At 64.8% G+C, this 11783-nt stretch carries 12 protein-coding genes, 2 pseudogenes and 1 riboswitch; of the genes and pseudogenes, 10 read left to right on the forward strand and 4 right to left on the reverse strand.

All coding sequences use genetic code 11. From position 1 onward, the window contains the following. The first annotated feature begins 28 nt into the window (after nucleotides 1-28). A pseudogene (locus tag I6F20_RS25595) lies at nucleotides 29-1290 on the forward strand (ABC transporter permease). Further along, nucleotides 1287-2114, forward strand: a complete 828-nt coding sequence (locus tag I6F20_RS25600; RefSeq protein ID WP_225128370.1) for an ABC transporter permease — start codon at nucleotides 1287-1289, stop codon at nucleotides 2112-2114. Before I6F20_RS25595 ends, I6F20_RS25600 begins: the two are co-directional and overlap by 4 nt. Nucleotides 2115-2193: 79 nt before the next feature. On the opposite strand, the gene I6F20_RS25605 is transcribed toward I6F20_RS25600, so the two are convergent. Both I6F20_RS25605 and I6F20_RS25610 read right to left on the reverse strand, forming a co-directional pair. Beyond that, a complete protein-coding gene (locus I6F20_RS25605; protein ID WP_225128371.1) occupies nucleotides 2194-2721 on the reverse strand; it encodes a PRC-barrel domain-containing protein in 528 nt (175 codons plus the stop codon). Nucleotides 2722-2932: 211 nt separating this feature from the next. Then, the gene (locus I6F20_RS25610; RefSeq protein WP_225128372.1) at nucleotides 2933-3463 is read right to left on the reverse strand and encodes a hypothetical protein; all 531 of its coding nucleotides are present in this window, start codon (nucleotides 3461-3463) and stop codon (nucleotides 2933-2935) included. 32 nt (nucleotides 3464-3495) lie between these two features. On the opposite strand from I6F20_RS25610, the pseudogene I6F20_RS25615 reads away from it, so the two are divergent. Continuing rightward, a pseudogene (locus I6F20_RS25615) lies at nucleotides 3496-4176 on the forward strand (ATP-binding protein); the annotation flags it as partial. Here I6F20_RS25615 and I6F20_RS25620 read toward each other — a convergent pair. Further along, on the reverse strand, nucleotides 4177-4377 hold the full coding sequence (locus I6F20_RS25620) for a hypothetical protein (protein ID WP_036013259.1): 201 nt from the start codon (nucleotides 4375-4377) through the stop codon (nucleotides 4177-4179). 230 nt (nucleotides 4378-4607) lie between these two features. Between I6F20_RS25620 and I6F20_RS25625 the strand changes: the two genes are divergently transcribed. From I6F20_RS25625 to thiC, 6 genes are all read left to right on the forward strand, one after another. After that, the gene (locus I6F20_RS25625; RefSeq protein WP_036013256.1) at nucleotides 4608-5171 is read left to right on the forward strand and encodes a lytic transglycosylase domain-containing protein; all 564 of its coding nucleotides are present in this window, start codon (nucleotides 4608-4610) and stop codon (nucleotides 5169-5171) included. Between the two features lie 169 nt (nucleotides 5172-5340). Then, nucleotides 5341-5469: riboswitch (TPP riboswitch) on the forward strand. After that, entirely contained in the window at nucleotides 5457-6467 is a 1011-nt protein-coding gene (locus I6F20_RS25630; protein ID WP_225128373.1) for an FAD-dependent oxidoreductase, read from the forward strand. It overlaps the preceding riboswitch by 13 nt. Continuing rightward, on the forward strand, nucleotides 6458-6655 hold the full coding sequence (thiS, locus tag I6F20_RS25635) for a sulfur carrier protein ThiS (RefSeq protein ID WP_225128374.1): 198 nt from the start codon (nucleotides 6458-6460) through the stop codon (nucleotides 6653-6655). The genes I6F20_RS25630 and thiS overlap by 10 nt, the downstream gene beginning before the upstream one ends. A gap of 196 nt (nucleotides 6656-6851) precedes the next feature. Next, nucleotides 6852-7634: a thiazole synthase gene (locus I6F20_RS25640; RefSeq protein ID WP_225128375.1), complete on the forward strand. Its 783-nt coding sequence runs from the start codon at nucleotides 6852-6854 to the stop codon at nucleotides 7632-7634. Next, on the forward strand, nucleotides 7621-8229 hold the full coding sequence (locus tag I6F20_RS25645; protein WP_036013245.1) for a thiamine phosphate synthase: 609 nt from the start codon (nucleotides 7621-7623) through the stop codon (nucleotides 8227-8229). The genes I6F20_RS25640 and I6F20_RS25645 overlap by 14 nt, the downstream gene beginning before the upstream one ends. A gap of 185 nt (nucleotides 8230-8414) precedes the next feature. Next, nucleotides 8415-10313 carry a phosphomethylpyrimidine synthase ThiC gene (gene thiC, locus I6F20_RS25650; RefSeq protein WP_225128377.1) on the forward strand — a complete coding sequence of 633 codons (1899 nt, stop codon included), beginning with the start codon at nucleotides 8415-8417 and terminating at the stop codon, nucleotides 10311-10313. Nucleotides 10314-10408: 95 nt separating this feature from the next. On the opposite strand, the gene I6F20_RS25655 is transcribed toward thiC, so the two are convergent. Beyond that, a complete protein-coding gene (locus I6F20_RS25655; protein ID WP_109144706.1) occupies nucleotides 10409-10963 on the reverse strand; it encodes a DUF4262 domain-containing protein in 555 nt (184 codons plus the stop codon). Nucleotides 10964-11008: 45 nt separating this feature from the next. Here I6F20_RS25655 and I6F20_RS25660 point away from each other — a divergent pair, with 45 nt between their 5' ends. Next, the gene (locus tag I6F20_RS25660; RefSeq protein ID WP_225128379.1) at nucleotides 11009-11521 is read left to right on the forward strand and encodes a mismatch-specific DNA-glycosylase; all 513 of its coding nucleotides are present in this window, start codon (nucleotides 11009-11011) and stop codon (nucleotides 11519-11521) included. Nucleotides 11522-11783 lie beyond the last annotated feature (262 nt).

The raw sequence follows: 11783 nt of genomic DNA on the forward strand, positions 1-11783 counted from the left end.
GCTCAGGCTGCTCCAAGAGGCTTTCTCCATGACAGCAGCGCCCGCGCTCGGCGCCGATAACAAGACTGAGGTGCCGCTCAAACGCCGATTGAGGCGTGCGGAGCGGACACGCCAGGTCAAGGCATTGGCGCTGGTCCTGCCGCTTCTGCTGTTTCTGCTCTTCACCTTCGCAGGTCCCATCGCCGGCATGCTGTGGCGCTCGGTCGAGGACTGGGAGGTGCGTCAGGTCCTGCCGCAAACGGTCGCTGCTCTTGCCAGTTGGGACGGCAAGGACTTGCCGGATGAAAACGCCTATGCGGCGCTTGCAAGCGACATCCTGGCGGCGCGCGCCGCCGGCACCCTTGCGATTGCGGCCAAACGGCTCAACTACGCGCTGAACGGCTTCCGCACGATCCTGACCAGCACAGGACGCAATCTGAAGGCGGTGCCTGAGCCCGGTACGGCCAGGGAGACGCTGGGCAGGATCAGCCCCGCCTGGCGCGAACGCGCCACCTGGACCACGATCAAGGACGCCGGCGGCCCGATCACCGGCTTCTACCTGCTCGCCGCGCTCGACCTGACGCGAAACGCCGACGGCGCGATCGTCGCCGCACCACCGGATCAGGCCATCTACCGCGACATTTTCCTCCGCACCTTCCTCATCAGCCTCGCTGTCACGGCCCTCTGCCTGATTCTCGGCTTTCCGGTCGCCTACCTCCTGGCGACGCTGCCGCCCGGCCGGTCGAACCTCTTGATGATCTTCGTGCTGCTGCCGTTCTGGACGTCGCTCCTGGTTCGCACCTGCGCCTGGATCGTCCTGTTGCAGAGCAAGGGCGTCGTGAACGATAGTCTGCTCTGGCTCGGCATCATCGACGCACCCTTGCGCCTGATCTACAACCGCTTCGGCGTCTGCGTTGCCATGACCCACGTTCTGCTGCCGTTCATGATCCTGCCGCTGTACAGCAGCATGAAGGCGATCTCGCCCGCCTACATGCGTGCCGCCGCTTCGCTCGGTGCACCGCCCCTCACCGCCTTCCTGCGGATCTACCTGCCGCAGACCCTGCCTGGCATCGGCGCGGGAAGCCTGCTCGTCTTCATCCTGGCGCTCGGCTACTACATCACGCCGGCCCTCGTCGGCGGCGCCGCCGACCAGATGATCAGCTACTTCATCGCCCTCTACACGACCGAGACGGCCAATTGGGGCCTTGCTTCGGCGCTGGGCGCGGTGCTGCTGCTCGCCACCGTTCTGCTCGCTCTCGTCTACGGCAAGCTGGTGCAGGCCAGCAGGTCACGGGAGGCATGAAGAATTGACCGACAACTCCTTGCGCACGCCCAGCCAGCGCATCGCGTGGACCGCGACCATCGTTGTCTCCACCCTCGTGTTCATCTTCCTGATCGCGCCGATCCTGGCGATCATGCCGCTGTCGTTCAGTTCTGGCTCGTACCTCACCTATCCGCTGCCGAGCCTTTCCTTGCGCTGGTACGACGACTTCATCAATTCGCCGCGATGGATGAACTCGCTCAAGAACAGCATGATCATCGGCATCGCCTCGACGCTGTTGTCCATGGTGCTCGGCACGCTGGCGGCGCTCGGGCTGGCGCAGTGGAAGAGCCGGTTCAAGCCGCTCGTGCTGGCCTTCGTGCTGTCGCCGGTGGTCGTGCCCGGGGTCATCACCGCGGTCGGCCTGTACTTCTTCTTCGCGCCGATCGGGCTGACCGGCAGCTATCTCGGTCTGATCCTGGCCCACACCGCGCTGGCGACGCCCTTCGTGGTGATCACGGTCGGGGCGACGCTGCAGAGCTTTGACACCAACCTGGCACGCGCCGCCGCCTCGCTCGGCGCCTCGCCAATCTACGCGTTCCGTCGCGTGATCCTGCCGCTGATCCTGCCGGGTCTGGCATCAGGCGCGCTGTTCGCGTTCGCAACCAGCTTCGACGAGGTGGTGATCGTGCTGTTCATGGCGGGCCCCGAGCAGCGCACCCTGCCGCGCGAGATGTTCAGCGGCATCCGCGAGAACATCAGCCCGACCATCACGGCAGCGGCCGTGATCTTGACGACCGTCTCGGTCATCTTGCTCGCCACCCTGGAAGCCCTGCGCCGACGCAATGAACGGCTCAAGGGCAGCGGGGGTTGAGGACGCAGGAAGTTAAAGACACGACAGCGCGCCCGGTGAAAACCAGGCGCGCTTCGTTCAGGCAGTTACGCGAGCCGCATTACTCCGCGTACTTGAACTGCGGCATGTTCTTCAGCTCGTCCTTGCTGGCATTGAACACGGCGTGGTCCGGGTACCATTTCGACGCGGACGACGTCGATGCGGTCGCTGCGGGCCTGTCGGTACCGGTCGCAGCGCCGGTCGTCGTGCCTGCGGGCCGGGCGCCGGTGTTCGCGCCGGTGCCGGTATAGGCGACGGGCTCGTTGACGAACTTCAGCTTCTCGTAGGGCACGGCGACCAGATGCTCGCCCATGCCGAGGAAGCCGCCGACTCCGATCACGGCGATCTTGATGTCACCGTTCTTGTCCATCAGCAGGTCGTTGATCGTGCCGATGTTCTCGTTGGCCTCGTTGTAGACTTTCAGGCCATCCATCTTCGAGGTACGCCACTGGCCGGAAGCCGTCGTGGTCGTTGCGGTGGCCGCAGGGGCCGCCTTGTCGGTGGTGGCGGCGGGCGGCGTTTGCGCGAATGCGACGGTCGCAAGTAGCGCGGTACCGGCGAGGCCGGTTACGATCGATTTCATCAACATTGTTGTCCTCTCCTTCACAGAAAACTCGTGCGGAGAAAACCGCTCTGATCGGGCGCAGTTCCGTGCGCGCCGCAATTTCGTCGCGCCATGCGCGAACTGTTCCTGCGTCACTCAGGAACATTTTGCGGTGCACGGTTCCCCGCCGAGGATCATGCGCATTAGGGCCAGGCAGGACCGCGGCGAAGACCGCGCCGACCCGGCGTCGCCGAGGTCAGCTCTTGTAGTCGATCAGGAGCGCGGCGAAGCTCGAATTGCCGGTTGAGCTGCCATTGGCACCGTAGGAGGATGCTGACGATTGCGATTGCTGCAGCGCCTGGAGGAATTGCTGGAGGATCTCGGCGGTGGTCTGGTCCGTCGAGCTGCTGCTCGTCGAATCCGTCGTCGTCGAATCCGAAGAGCCGTCGTCCGGCGGCGGACCGCCTAGTCCACGCGCGAAGGCGGACTGAAACACGCTTTTCAGCTCCTCGGCCTGTTCGGAGGTCAGCGTCCCGTTCGACACTTCGCTCGAGATGAGGTCCTCGATCTTCGACTGCATCTCGTCCTTGGAGGGAGGCGCGCCGCTCGACTGGCCTCTCGATCGGCTCTGCTGGAGCGCCGTGTCGATATCCGTCAGCGCCGTCGAGAGCGCGGACTGGTCCGACGACGAGATCGTGCCGGCGGAGACTTGCGACTGCAATTCCTGCTGAAGCCGTTGCAGTGGCGATTGATAGCTGCCGGCGGAGGCCGCCGAGATCGAGGTCATGATGGCTCCCTTGGTTTTGCGGGTTTCGCCGCAACCGCATGCACGAGCGGATCGTGCGGCTGATGTCGGACCGCACGCGGATGCTGGCCGCGATCAGCCACGATTTGCGCACGCCGATCACGCGGCTGCGCCTGCGCGCCGAGTTCATCGAGGACGAAGCCAACCGCAAGCGCATGCTGATGGATCTCGACCAGATGCGCGCGATGCTGGAATCGGTGCTGTCGCTCTTGCGCGACGACCGCAAGGTCGAGGCGGTGACGCTGGTCGACATCGCCAGCACGCTGCAGCTCGTCGCCGATCAATTCGGCGACATGGGCCAAGTCGTGCACTATGTCGGGCCGGCGTCCGCGACCGCCGCCGCGCGGCCCGACGATCTGCATCGCGGCGTCACCAACCTGGTCGAGAACGCGGTGCGCTTCGGCGCCGAGGTGACGATCCGCCTCGACGCCTCGGACACCATGCTCGTCATCGACGTCGAGGACGACGGCCCCGGCATTTCGGATGCACGCAAGCAGGAGATGCTGGAGCCGTTCGCGCGCGGCGACGACGCGCGCACCATGGACTACTCCACCGGCTTCGGGCTCGGCCTGTCGATCGCGCGCGCAATCGCGCTCGGCCACGGCGGCGAGCTGTCGCTGCATGACCGCGCCCCGCGCGGCCTGATCGTGCGGATGCGATTGCCGGTCTCGCAGGCACCGCGCCTTGCCGCCTGATCAAGCCGCGAGCGGCGGGTGCTCGATCGCCTCGTGCGGGAAGATCGCCACCGCCTCGAAGCGGTAATTGCAGGCGTGGCAGGTCCAGAGATAGGAGACGCGCCCCTCGCCCGGCTCGATCCAGTCAGGGAACGGGATCGGTGTGCCACATTGTGCACAAGGGTTCTGCTTGGGAATGTCGTCGATGTCTGCAGGGGTCATGGACGTCTCCCGAGTGCTGGCTTTGACTAGCGATTGTTGGGCGAATGCGCGAAATGGACAGACCCGCTGTCGCGTAAGGCACTCCACCAGCTCCGAGCTTAACCCAGGTTTAAGTCGCAAAAGCGACGAGCCGGCGAAAATCGCCGTTGGTGACATTTCGCCACATCATCGCCGTGTTCCCACGGCCTAACGCGCTCGGGCGCGGGTCCGTTATGCCGAGGAATATTTCGATGAAAATCTTACGAATTGTCGCGCTGCTCGCGGCCGGATTGACGTTGCCGCAGGCAGCTTTCGCCGGGCAAGCCGAATATGCCGAGATGGTGGCCGCCCATGCCCGCGCCAACGGCGTGCCGGAAGCGCTGGTGCATCGCGTCATCATGCGCGAAAGCCGCTATCAGCCGCATGTGGTCGGTCGCGGCGGCACCATCGGGCTGATGCAGATCAAGCTCGCGACCGCCCGCGGGGTCGGCTACACCGGCGATGCAGCCGGCCTACGCGATCCCAACACCAACCTCACCTACGCCGTGAAGTACCTCGCCGGCGCCTACCGCGCCGCCAATGGCGATCACGCGCGAGCCGTGCGTTATTTCGCGGGCGGCTATTACTATGCTGCAAAGCGCCAGCGGCAGGAGGCCGTCCAGGTCGCCAATGCCGGCGAGACCATGGGTCAGGGCACTATGGGCCAACCTTGGCTCGAGCCGAACGGCAACCCGCAGCCGATGTTCGGCGCGCCGACGCACAGGAAGCTCGCCCAGCGGGTCCGCAACGCGCGGGCACAGGTTCCCGCTCATTGATCTCCGTCATGGCCGGGCTTGACCCGGCCATCCACGTCTTTGCATCCGCGCCAAGAATGGATGCCCGGGCCTTCGCCTCGCCGAAGCGGCTTCGGCCGCGCAGGCGGGACAAGCCCGGGCATGACGACTGTTACCGCGTTGACCACCCCATCCTGCTGGCATACATTACCACCGTTCCGAGGGGTGCTCCGAGGAGGAGCTGAGATACCGCTAAATGGGCAATACCGCCCAGGACCGCGGTGACCCTTTGAACCTGATCCGGGTCATGCCGGCGAAGGGACAGGGATGTTGCAGACCATCAAGCGACCGGATTCACCGGTATCCATCATCGGCGCAGGCATCGCGGGCGCCTGGCAGGCGTTGCTGTTCGCGCAGGCCGGTCATGCCGTCACCTTGCACGAGCGCGGTGACGAGGCGATGACGGATGCCACCAGCCATTGGGCCGGCGGCATGCTCGCGCCCTATTGCGAGGCCGAGATCGCCGAGCCCATCATCAGCCGCCTGGGCTTGCGCTCGCTCGATCTCTGGCGGCGCGAGCTGCCCGACACGCCGTTCAACGGCTCGCTGGTCGTCGCCCACCCGCGCGAGCGCAACGATTTCGAGCGGTTTGCGCGCATGACCGCGGATCACCGCCGGCTCGATGCCGCCGGCCTTGCCGCGCTCGAGCCGTCGCTGGAGGGCCGCTTCCGCGACGCGCTGTTCTTCCCCGCCGAGGGCCATGTCGAGCCGCGCCGCGTGCTGCCGCAGCTGCACGAGCGCATCAAGGCTGCCGGCGGCACCATCAAGTTCTGCAGCGACGTCACCGCGAACGAGCTTGACGGCATCGTCATCGACTGCCGCGGCCTTGGTGCCCGCGACGAGCAGAGCGAGCTTCGCGGCGTCAAGGGCGAGATGATCCTGATCGAGACGGACGAGGTGCAGCTGGCGCGCCCGGTGCGGCTGATCCATCCGCGTTGGCCGCTCTACGTGATCCCGCGCGAGAACGGCCTGTTCATGCTGGGCGCGACCTCGATCGAGGCCGAGGACACCGGCGTCAGCGTGCGCTCCGCGCTGGAGCTCTTGGGCGCGGCCTATACGGTGCACCCGGCGTTCGGCGAGGCCCGCATCGTCGAGTTCGGCTCGGGGCTGCGCCCCGCTTATCCCGACAATCTGCCGCGCATCGGCATTCGCGATCGCAAGATCAGCGTCAACGGCCTCTACCGCCACGGCTTCCTGATTGCGCCCGCGCTCGCCGAGCTGACGCTCGCCTATGTCGAGCGCGGCCAGATCGACAACGAGGTAATGCAATGCGCCTGATCGTCAATGGTGAGCAGCGCGAGGTGATTTCGTCCAGCGTGGACGCGCTGCTCGCCGAGCTCGACTACGAAGGCAGCCATTTCGCCATCGCGCTGAATTACGACGTCGTGCCGAAAAGCCGCTGGGCCGAGACGCGACTGAACGCCGGCGACGAGATCGAGATCATCACGCCGCGGCAGGGAGGGTGAGGATGGTGATGGCTGTCTATTTGTCGCGCCGGCGCGCGCCGCACATTCCCCTGTCATCGCCCGGCTTGACCGGGCGATCCAGTACGCCGCGGCTTCACGGTTCCAGCCGCACTGCCGCGGCGTACTGGATCCCCGCCTTCGCGAGGATGACAGCTACATCTGGGCTGACACCGTCTTCTAAGGAGACACCTCCCACATGGTGACCTTCTACGGCAAAACCTTCGCCTCCCGCCTGCTGATCGGCAGCGCGCTCTATCCCTCGCCTGCGATCATGCAAGAGGCGATCCGCGCCTCCGGTGCCAACATCGTCACGGTGTCACTGCGGCGCGAATCCGCCGGCGGCAAGACTGGCGATGCGTTCTGGAAGCTGATCCGCGAGCTCGACGTGTCAGTGCTGCCGAACACCGCGGGATGCCGCACCGTGCGCGAGGCGGTGACGACGGCCAAGCTCGCCCGCGAATTGTTCGGCACGAGCTGGATCAAGCTCGAGGTCATCGCCGACAACGACACGCTGCAGCCCGACGTCGTCGGCCTGGTCGAAGCCGCCGGCATCCTGATCAAGGACGGCTTCGAGGTGTTCCCCTATTGCACGGAAGACCTCTCGGTCGCGAGCCGCCTGGTCGACGCCGGGTGCAAGGTGGTGATGCCGTGGGCCGCTCCGATCGGCAGCGCCAAGGGCATCACCAACCGCGATGCGCTAAAACTGTTGCGCGAGCGGCTGCCCGACATCACGCTGGTGGTCGACGCTGGCCTCGGCGCGCCTTCTCACGCCGCGCAGGCGTTCGAGCTCGGCTATGATGCCGTGCTGCTCAACACCGCCATCGCCAAAGCCGCCGATCCCGTCGCAATGGCGAACGCCTTCCGCCTCGGCTGTGAGGCCGGCCGCACCGCTTACGAGGCCGGGCTGATGAACGCCCGCGACTTCGCCTCGCCCTCCACCCCTGTCGTTGGGACCCCGTTCTGGCATGCCGTATCCTGATCGCTTCTATCCCGTGGTTGATAGCCTGGCCTGGGTCGAACGCCTGACCAAGCTCGGCGTCGGCACCATCCAGCTGCGCGCCAAAGAGCTGAACGACGCCGACGCGCTGCAGATCGTCACCGACGCGCTGGCCATCACCAAGGACACGCAGGCCAAGCTGGTGGTGAACGATTATTGGCGCGCAGCGATCGTTGCGGGTGCACAATACCTGCATCTCGGCCAGGAGGATCTTGCAGACGCAGATCTCGGCGCTATCCGCGAGGCCGGCCTCAAGCTCGGCATCTCCACCCATGACGACGCCGAGCTTGAGACCGCGCTGGCGGCGAAGCCCGACTACGTCGCGCTCGGCCCGATCTTCTTCACGACCCTGAAATCGATGCGCTTCGAGCCGCAGGGCATTCCCAAGATCACCGAATGGAAGCAGCGCATCGGCACCATCCCGCTGGTTGCCATCGGCGGCATCAAGTTCGAGCACGCCGCCGAGATCTTTGCCGCAGGCGCGGATTCGATTGCTGTTGTCTCCGACGTCACCCAAAACCCCGACCCCGATGCCCGCGTGCGGCAATGGCTCGACGGTTCGAAGGAGGCGGCGTGATGATCGCCCCGCTCTCACCCCACACGCCACTGTCATCGCCCGGCTTGACCGGGCGATCCAGTACGCCGCGGCCTCTCGGTTCTAGCCGCACCGCCTCTGGAATACTGGATCCCCGCCTTCGCGGGGATGACAGCCGAATTTGTCGCTCGCGCAGCGACGCCATCGAACTGAATTAGGAGGATCCCATGAACATCCGCTCCAACCCCGATCAGACCGTTCCCGCCGTCACCACCGGCCCCCTGCCCTCCTCGCGAAAAATCTTCGCGACACCCGACGCCGCGCCGGATATCCGCGTGCCCTTGCGCGAGATCATCCTGTCTGAAGGCGCGGGCGAGCCGAACCTGCCGGTCTACGACACGTCGGGGCCCTACACCGACCCCTCCGTCACCATCGACGTCAATGCCGGCTTGGCGCGCAACCGCAAGCAATGGGTGCTGGAGCGCGGCGGCGTCGAGGAATATGAGGGCCGGCAGATCAAGCCGGAGGACAATGGCAGCGTCTCCACCGACAAGGCCGCGCGCGCCTTCTCGGCCTATCACAAGCCGCTGCGCGGCCTCGACGGCCACAAGGTGACGCAGCTCGAATTCGCCCGCGCCGGCATCATCACCAAGGAGATGATCTACGTCGCGGAGCGCGAAAACCTCGGGCGCAAGCAGCAACTCGAGCGCGCCGAAGCCGCGCTCGCCGACGGCGAAAGTTTTGGCGCCTCGGTGCCCGCCTTCATCACCCCGGAGTTCGTGCGCTCGGAGATCGCGCGCGGCCGCGCCATCATCCCCTCCAACATCAATCACTCAGAGCTCGAGCCGATGATCATCGGCCGCAACTTCCTGACCAAGATCAACGCCAATATCGGCAACTCGGCGGTGACCTCGTCGGTCGAGGAAGAGGTCGAGAAGATGGTATGGGCGATCCGCTGGGGCGCCGACACCGTGATGGACCTCTCGACTGGCCGCAACATCCACACCACGCGTGAATGGATCCTGCGCAACTCGCCGGTGCCGATCGGCACCGTGCCGATCTACCAGGCGCTGGAGAAGTGCAACGGCGATCCGGTCAAGCTGACCTGGGAGCTCTACAAGGACACCTTGATCGAGCAGTGCGAGCAGGGCGTCGACTATTTCACCATCCACGCCGGCGTGCGCCTGCAATACATCCACCTCACCGCCAGCCGCGTCACCGGCATCGTCTCGCGCGGCGGCTCGATCATGGCGAAGTGGTGCCTGGCGCATCACAAGGAGAGCTTCCTCTACACGCATTTCGACGAGATCTGCGATCTCATGCGCAAATATGACGTCTCGTTCTCGCTCGGCGACGGCCTGCGTCCGGGCTCGATCGCCGACGCCAACGACCGGGCCCAGTTCGCGGAGCTGGAGACGCTCGGCGAGCTGACGAAGATCGCGTGGGACAAGGGCTGCCAGGTCATGATCGAGGGCCCCGGCCACGTGCCGATGCACAAGATCAAGATCAACATGGACAAGCAGCTCAAGGAGTGCGGCGAAGCGCCGTTCTACACGCTTGGACCGCTGACCACCGACATCGCGCCGGGCTATGATCACATCACCTCGGGCATCGGCGCCGCCATGATCGGCTGGTTCGGCTGCGCCATGCTCTGCTACGTCACGCCGAAGGAGCATCTCGGCCTGCCCGACCGCAACGACGTCAAGACCGGCGTCATCACCTACAAGATCGCCGCCCACGCCGCCGACCTCGCCAAGGGCCACCCCGCCGCGCAACTGCGCGACGACGCCCTCTCCCGCGCGCGGTTCGAATTCCGCTGGACCGACCAGTTCAACCTCGGCCTCGATCCGGATACCGCGAAGAACTTCCACGACGAGACCCTGCCGAAGGAAGCCCACAAGGTCGCCCATTTCTGCTCGATGTGCGGACCAAAATTCTGCTCGATGAAAATCACGCAGGACGTGCGGGATTATGCGGCAACGCTGAACGATCCGAACAGCGTGGGGATGTCGATGAGCGGGACGGCCGAGGACGGGATGGCCAAGATGAGCGCGAAGTTCAAGGAGATGGGCGAGAGCTTGTATCTGGATGCGGAGAAGGTGAAGGAGAGCAATCGGGTGTTGTGAGAGAGTTCTCCTCGTCATGCCCGGGTTTGACCCGGGCATCCATCCGAAAAAAGAGGAGCCGGGCCGACAGCCCGGCTTTTTCTTCGAAACTCGCTTTAAGAAATCCTCTTCTTCAATAACGGCTGGTCCTCTTTGACCGCGGGCAAACATTCCACTTCCCAAGGGAAGCGCCGATTGACGTCCTGCCAGATGACCTGCAGACAGGGGAATGCACGCCGCGATTTCCAGTAGAACCAGATCGCCGTGCCGAGATATTCGGGATAGGCCACGAACGGCACTTCCCAGAACCCGAGCTTGTAGCCGTTCTCCAGCAAATCATCGGAGACATCGCCGTCGACGAATTTATGGCCGGATTGCACTCGGTCACGGACAAGGTTGATGATGGCCTGCGCCGTTTCGGCTCTCTGGCCGAAAATGATGAGTTCGGGATGACCATAGTTCAGATGCAGACCAATTGAAAATGCAAACGGTGGATTTGCATCTGGTATGCCCGTGATATGGCAGCCGTGATTGCGGACGTTGCGCAAAATGACTTTATCGGCTTCGTGCTCGGGCTCGGGCCATTCGAACTGATCTTGCATTTTCAACCCAGATGAAACAAGCGCAGCCAGGACGAGCGTAGCGACATCCGGGGTCTTTGTCGCTAGCATATCGCCTGACGCTCCTGCCGGCTACAACTCCACGGATAAGTGATTTTGTCCGATAGCAAGCTCCACCGCCTCCCCGATCAGCTCCGTCCCCACCTCCGCCTCGTTTTCGTCGGCACCGCCGCCTCGACGCGCTCGGCGGAGGTCGGACACTATTACGCCCATCCCGGCAACCGCTTCTGGCGTGCGATCCATGAGGCCGGCATCACGCCACGGCGCTATCAGCCGAGCGAGTTCGCGTCGCTGATCGAGCTCGGGATCGGCTTCACCGATCTCTGCAAGACGGGTGCCGGGATGGATCACCAGATCGCGGCGGAAGCGATCGACGTGCCGGGCTTCAGGGCGAAGATGGAGACGTATCAGCCGCGGATGATTGCGTTCACGAGCAAGAAGGCGGCGAGCTTGTTTTACGGCCGGCCGTCGGCTGCGATTGCGCCGGGGCGGCAGGCGCGGGATGGAAGCTGGCCGGAGACATTCGTGCTGCCCTCGCCGTCGGGTGCTGCGTCCGGGCATTGGACGCTGGAGCCGTGGCGGGAGTTAGCCAAGTGGATCGCTGCGTAGGGTGGGTTAGACGTGCGGATGCGCGAAGCGCAGTCCGCCCGTCGTAACCCACCACTTCTGTCGCCGCGGACGCAGACGTGGTGGGTTACGCCTTGCCCCGTCCCGTGGGGATGGACCGCGTATGGAAACGGCTAACCCACCCTTGTAATAGCGCAATCGGATATTGATTGGGGTGTTCCGAGAGGAATGGCCTGCCGGGGCTGCAACCCCGGCAGGCCGCTGGCGATCGGATCGAGCCCACCCAGAGCAGTTTGTGGCTGCC

This window comes from Bradyrhizobium sp. IC3123, assembly GCF_020193625.1.
In the GTDB taxonomy this organism is placed as follows: Bacteria; Pseudomonadota; Alphaproteobacteria; order Rhizobiales; family Xanthobacteraceae; genus Bradyrhizobium; species Bradyrhizobium yuanmingense.

Coding starts and splice junctions, on each gene's coding strand:
- I6F20_RS25605 (WP_225128371.1), bottom strand. CDS start 2,721: ATGTTGATGAAATCGATCGTAACCGGCCTCGCCGGTACCGCGCTACTT.
- I6F20_RS25610 (WP_225128372.1), bottom strand. CDS start 3,463: ATGACCTCGATCTCGGCGGCCTCCGCCGGCAGCTATCAATCGCCACTG.
- I6F20_RS25620 (WP_036013259.1), bottom strand. CDS start 4,377: ATGACCCCTGCAGACATCGACGACATTCCCAAGCAGAACCCTTGTGCA.
- I6F20_RS25625 (WP_036013256.1), top strand. CDS start 4,608: ATGAAAATCTTACGAATTGTCGCGCTGCTCGCGGCCGGATTGACGTTG.
- I6F20_RS25630 (WP_225128373.1), top strand. CDS start 5,457: ATGTTGCAGACCATCAAGCGACCGGATTCACCGGTATCCATCATCGGC.
- thiS (WP_225128374.1), top strand. CDS start 6,458: ATGCGCCTGATCGTCAATGGTGAGCAGCGCGAGGTGATTTCGTCCAGC.
- I6F20_RS25640 (WP_225128375.1), top strand. CDS start 6,852: ATGGTGACCTTCTACGGCAAAACCTTCGCCTCCCGCCTGCTGATCGGC.
- I6F20_RS25645 (WP_036013245.1), top strand. CDS start 7,621: ATGCCGTATCCTGATCGCTTCTATCCCGTGGTTGATAGCCTGGCCTGG.
- thiC (WP_225128377.1), top strand. CDS start 8,415: ATGAACATCCGCTCCAACCCCGATCAGACCGTTCCCGCCGTCACCACC.
- I6F20_RS25655 (WP_109144706.1), bottom strand. CDS start 10,963: ATGCTAGCGACAAAGACCCCGGATGTCGCTACGCTCGTCCTGGCTGCG.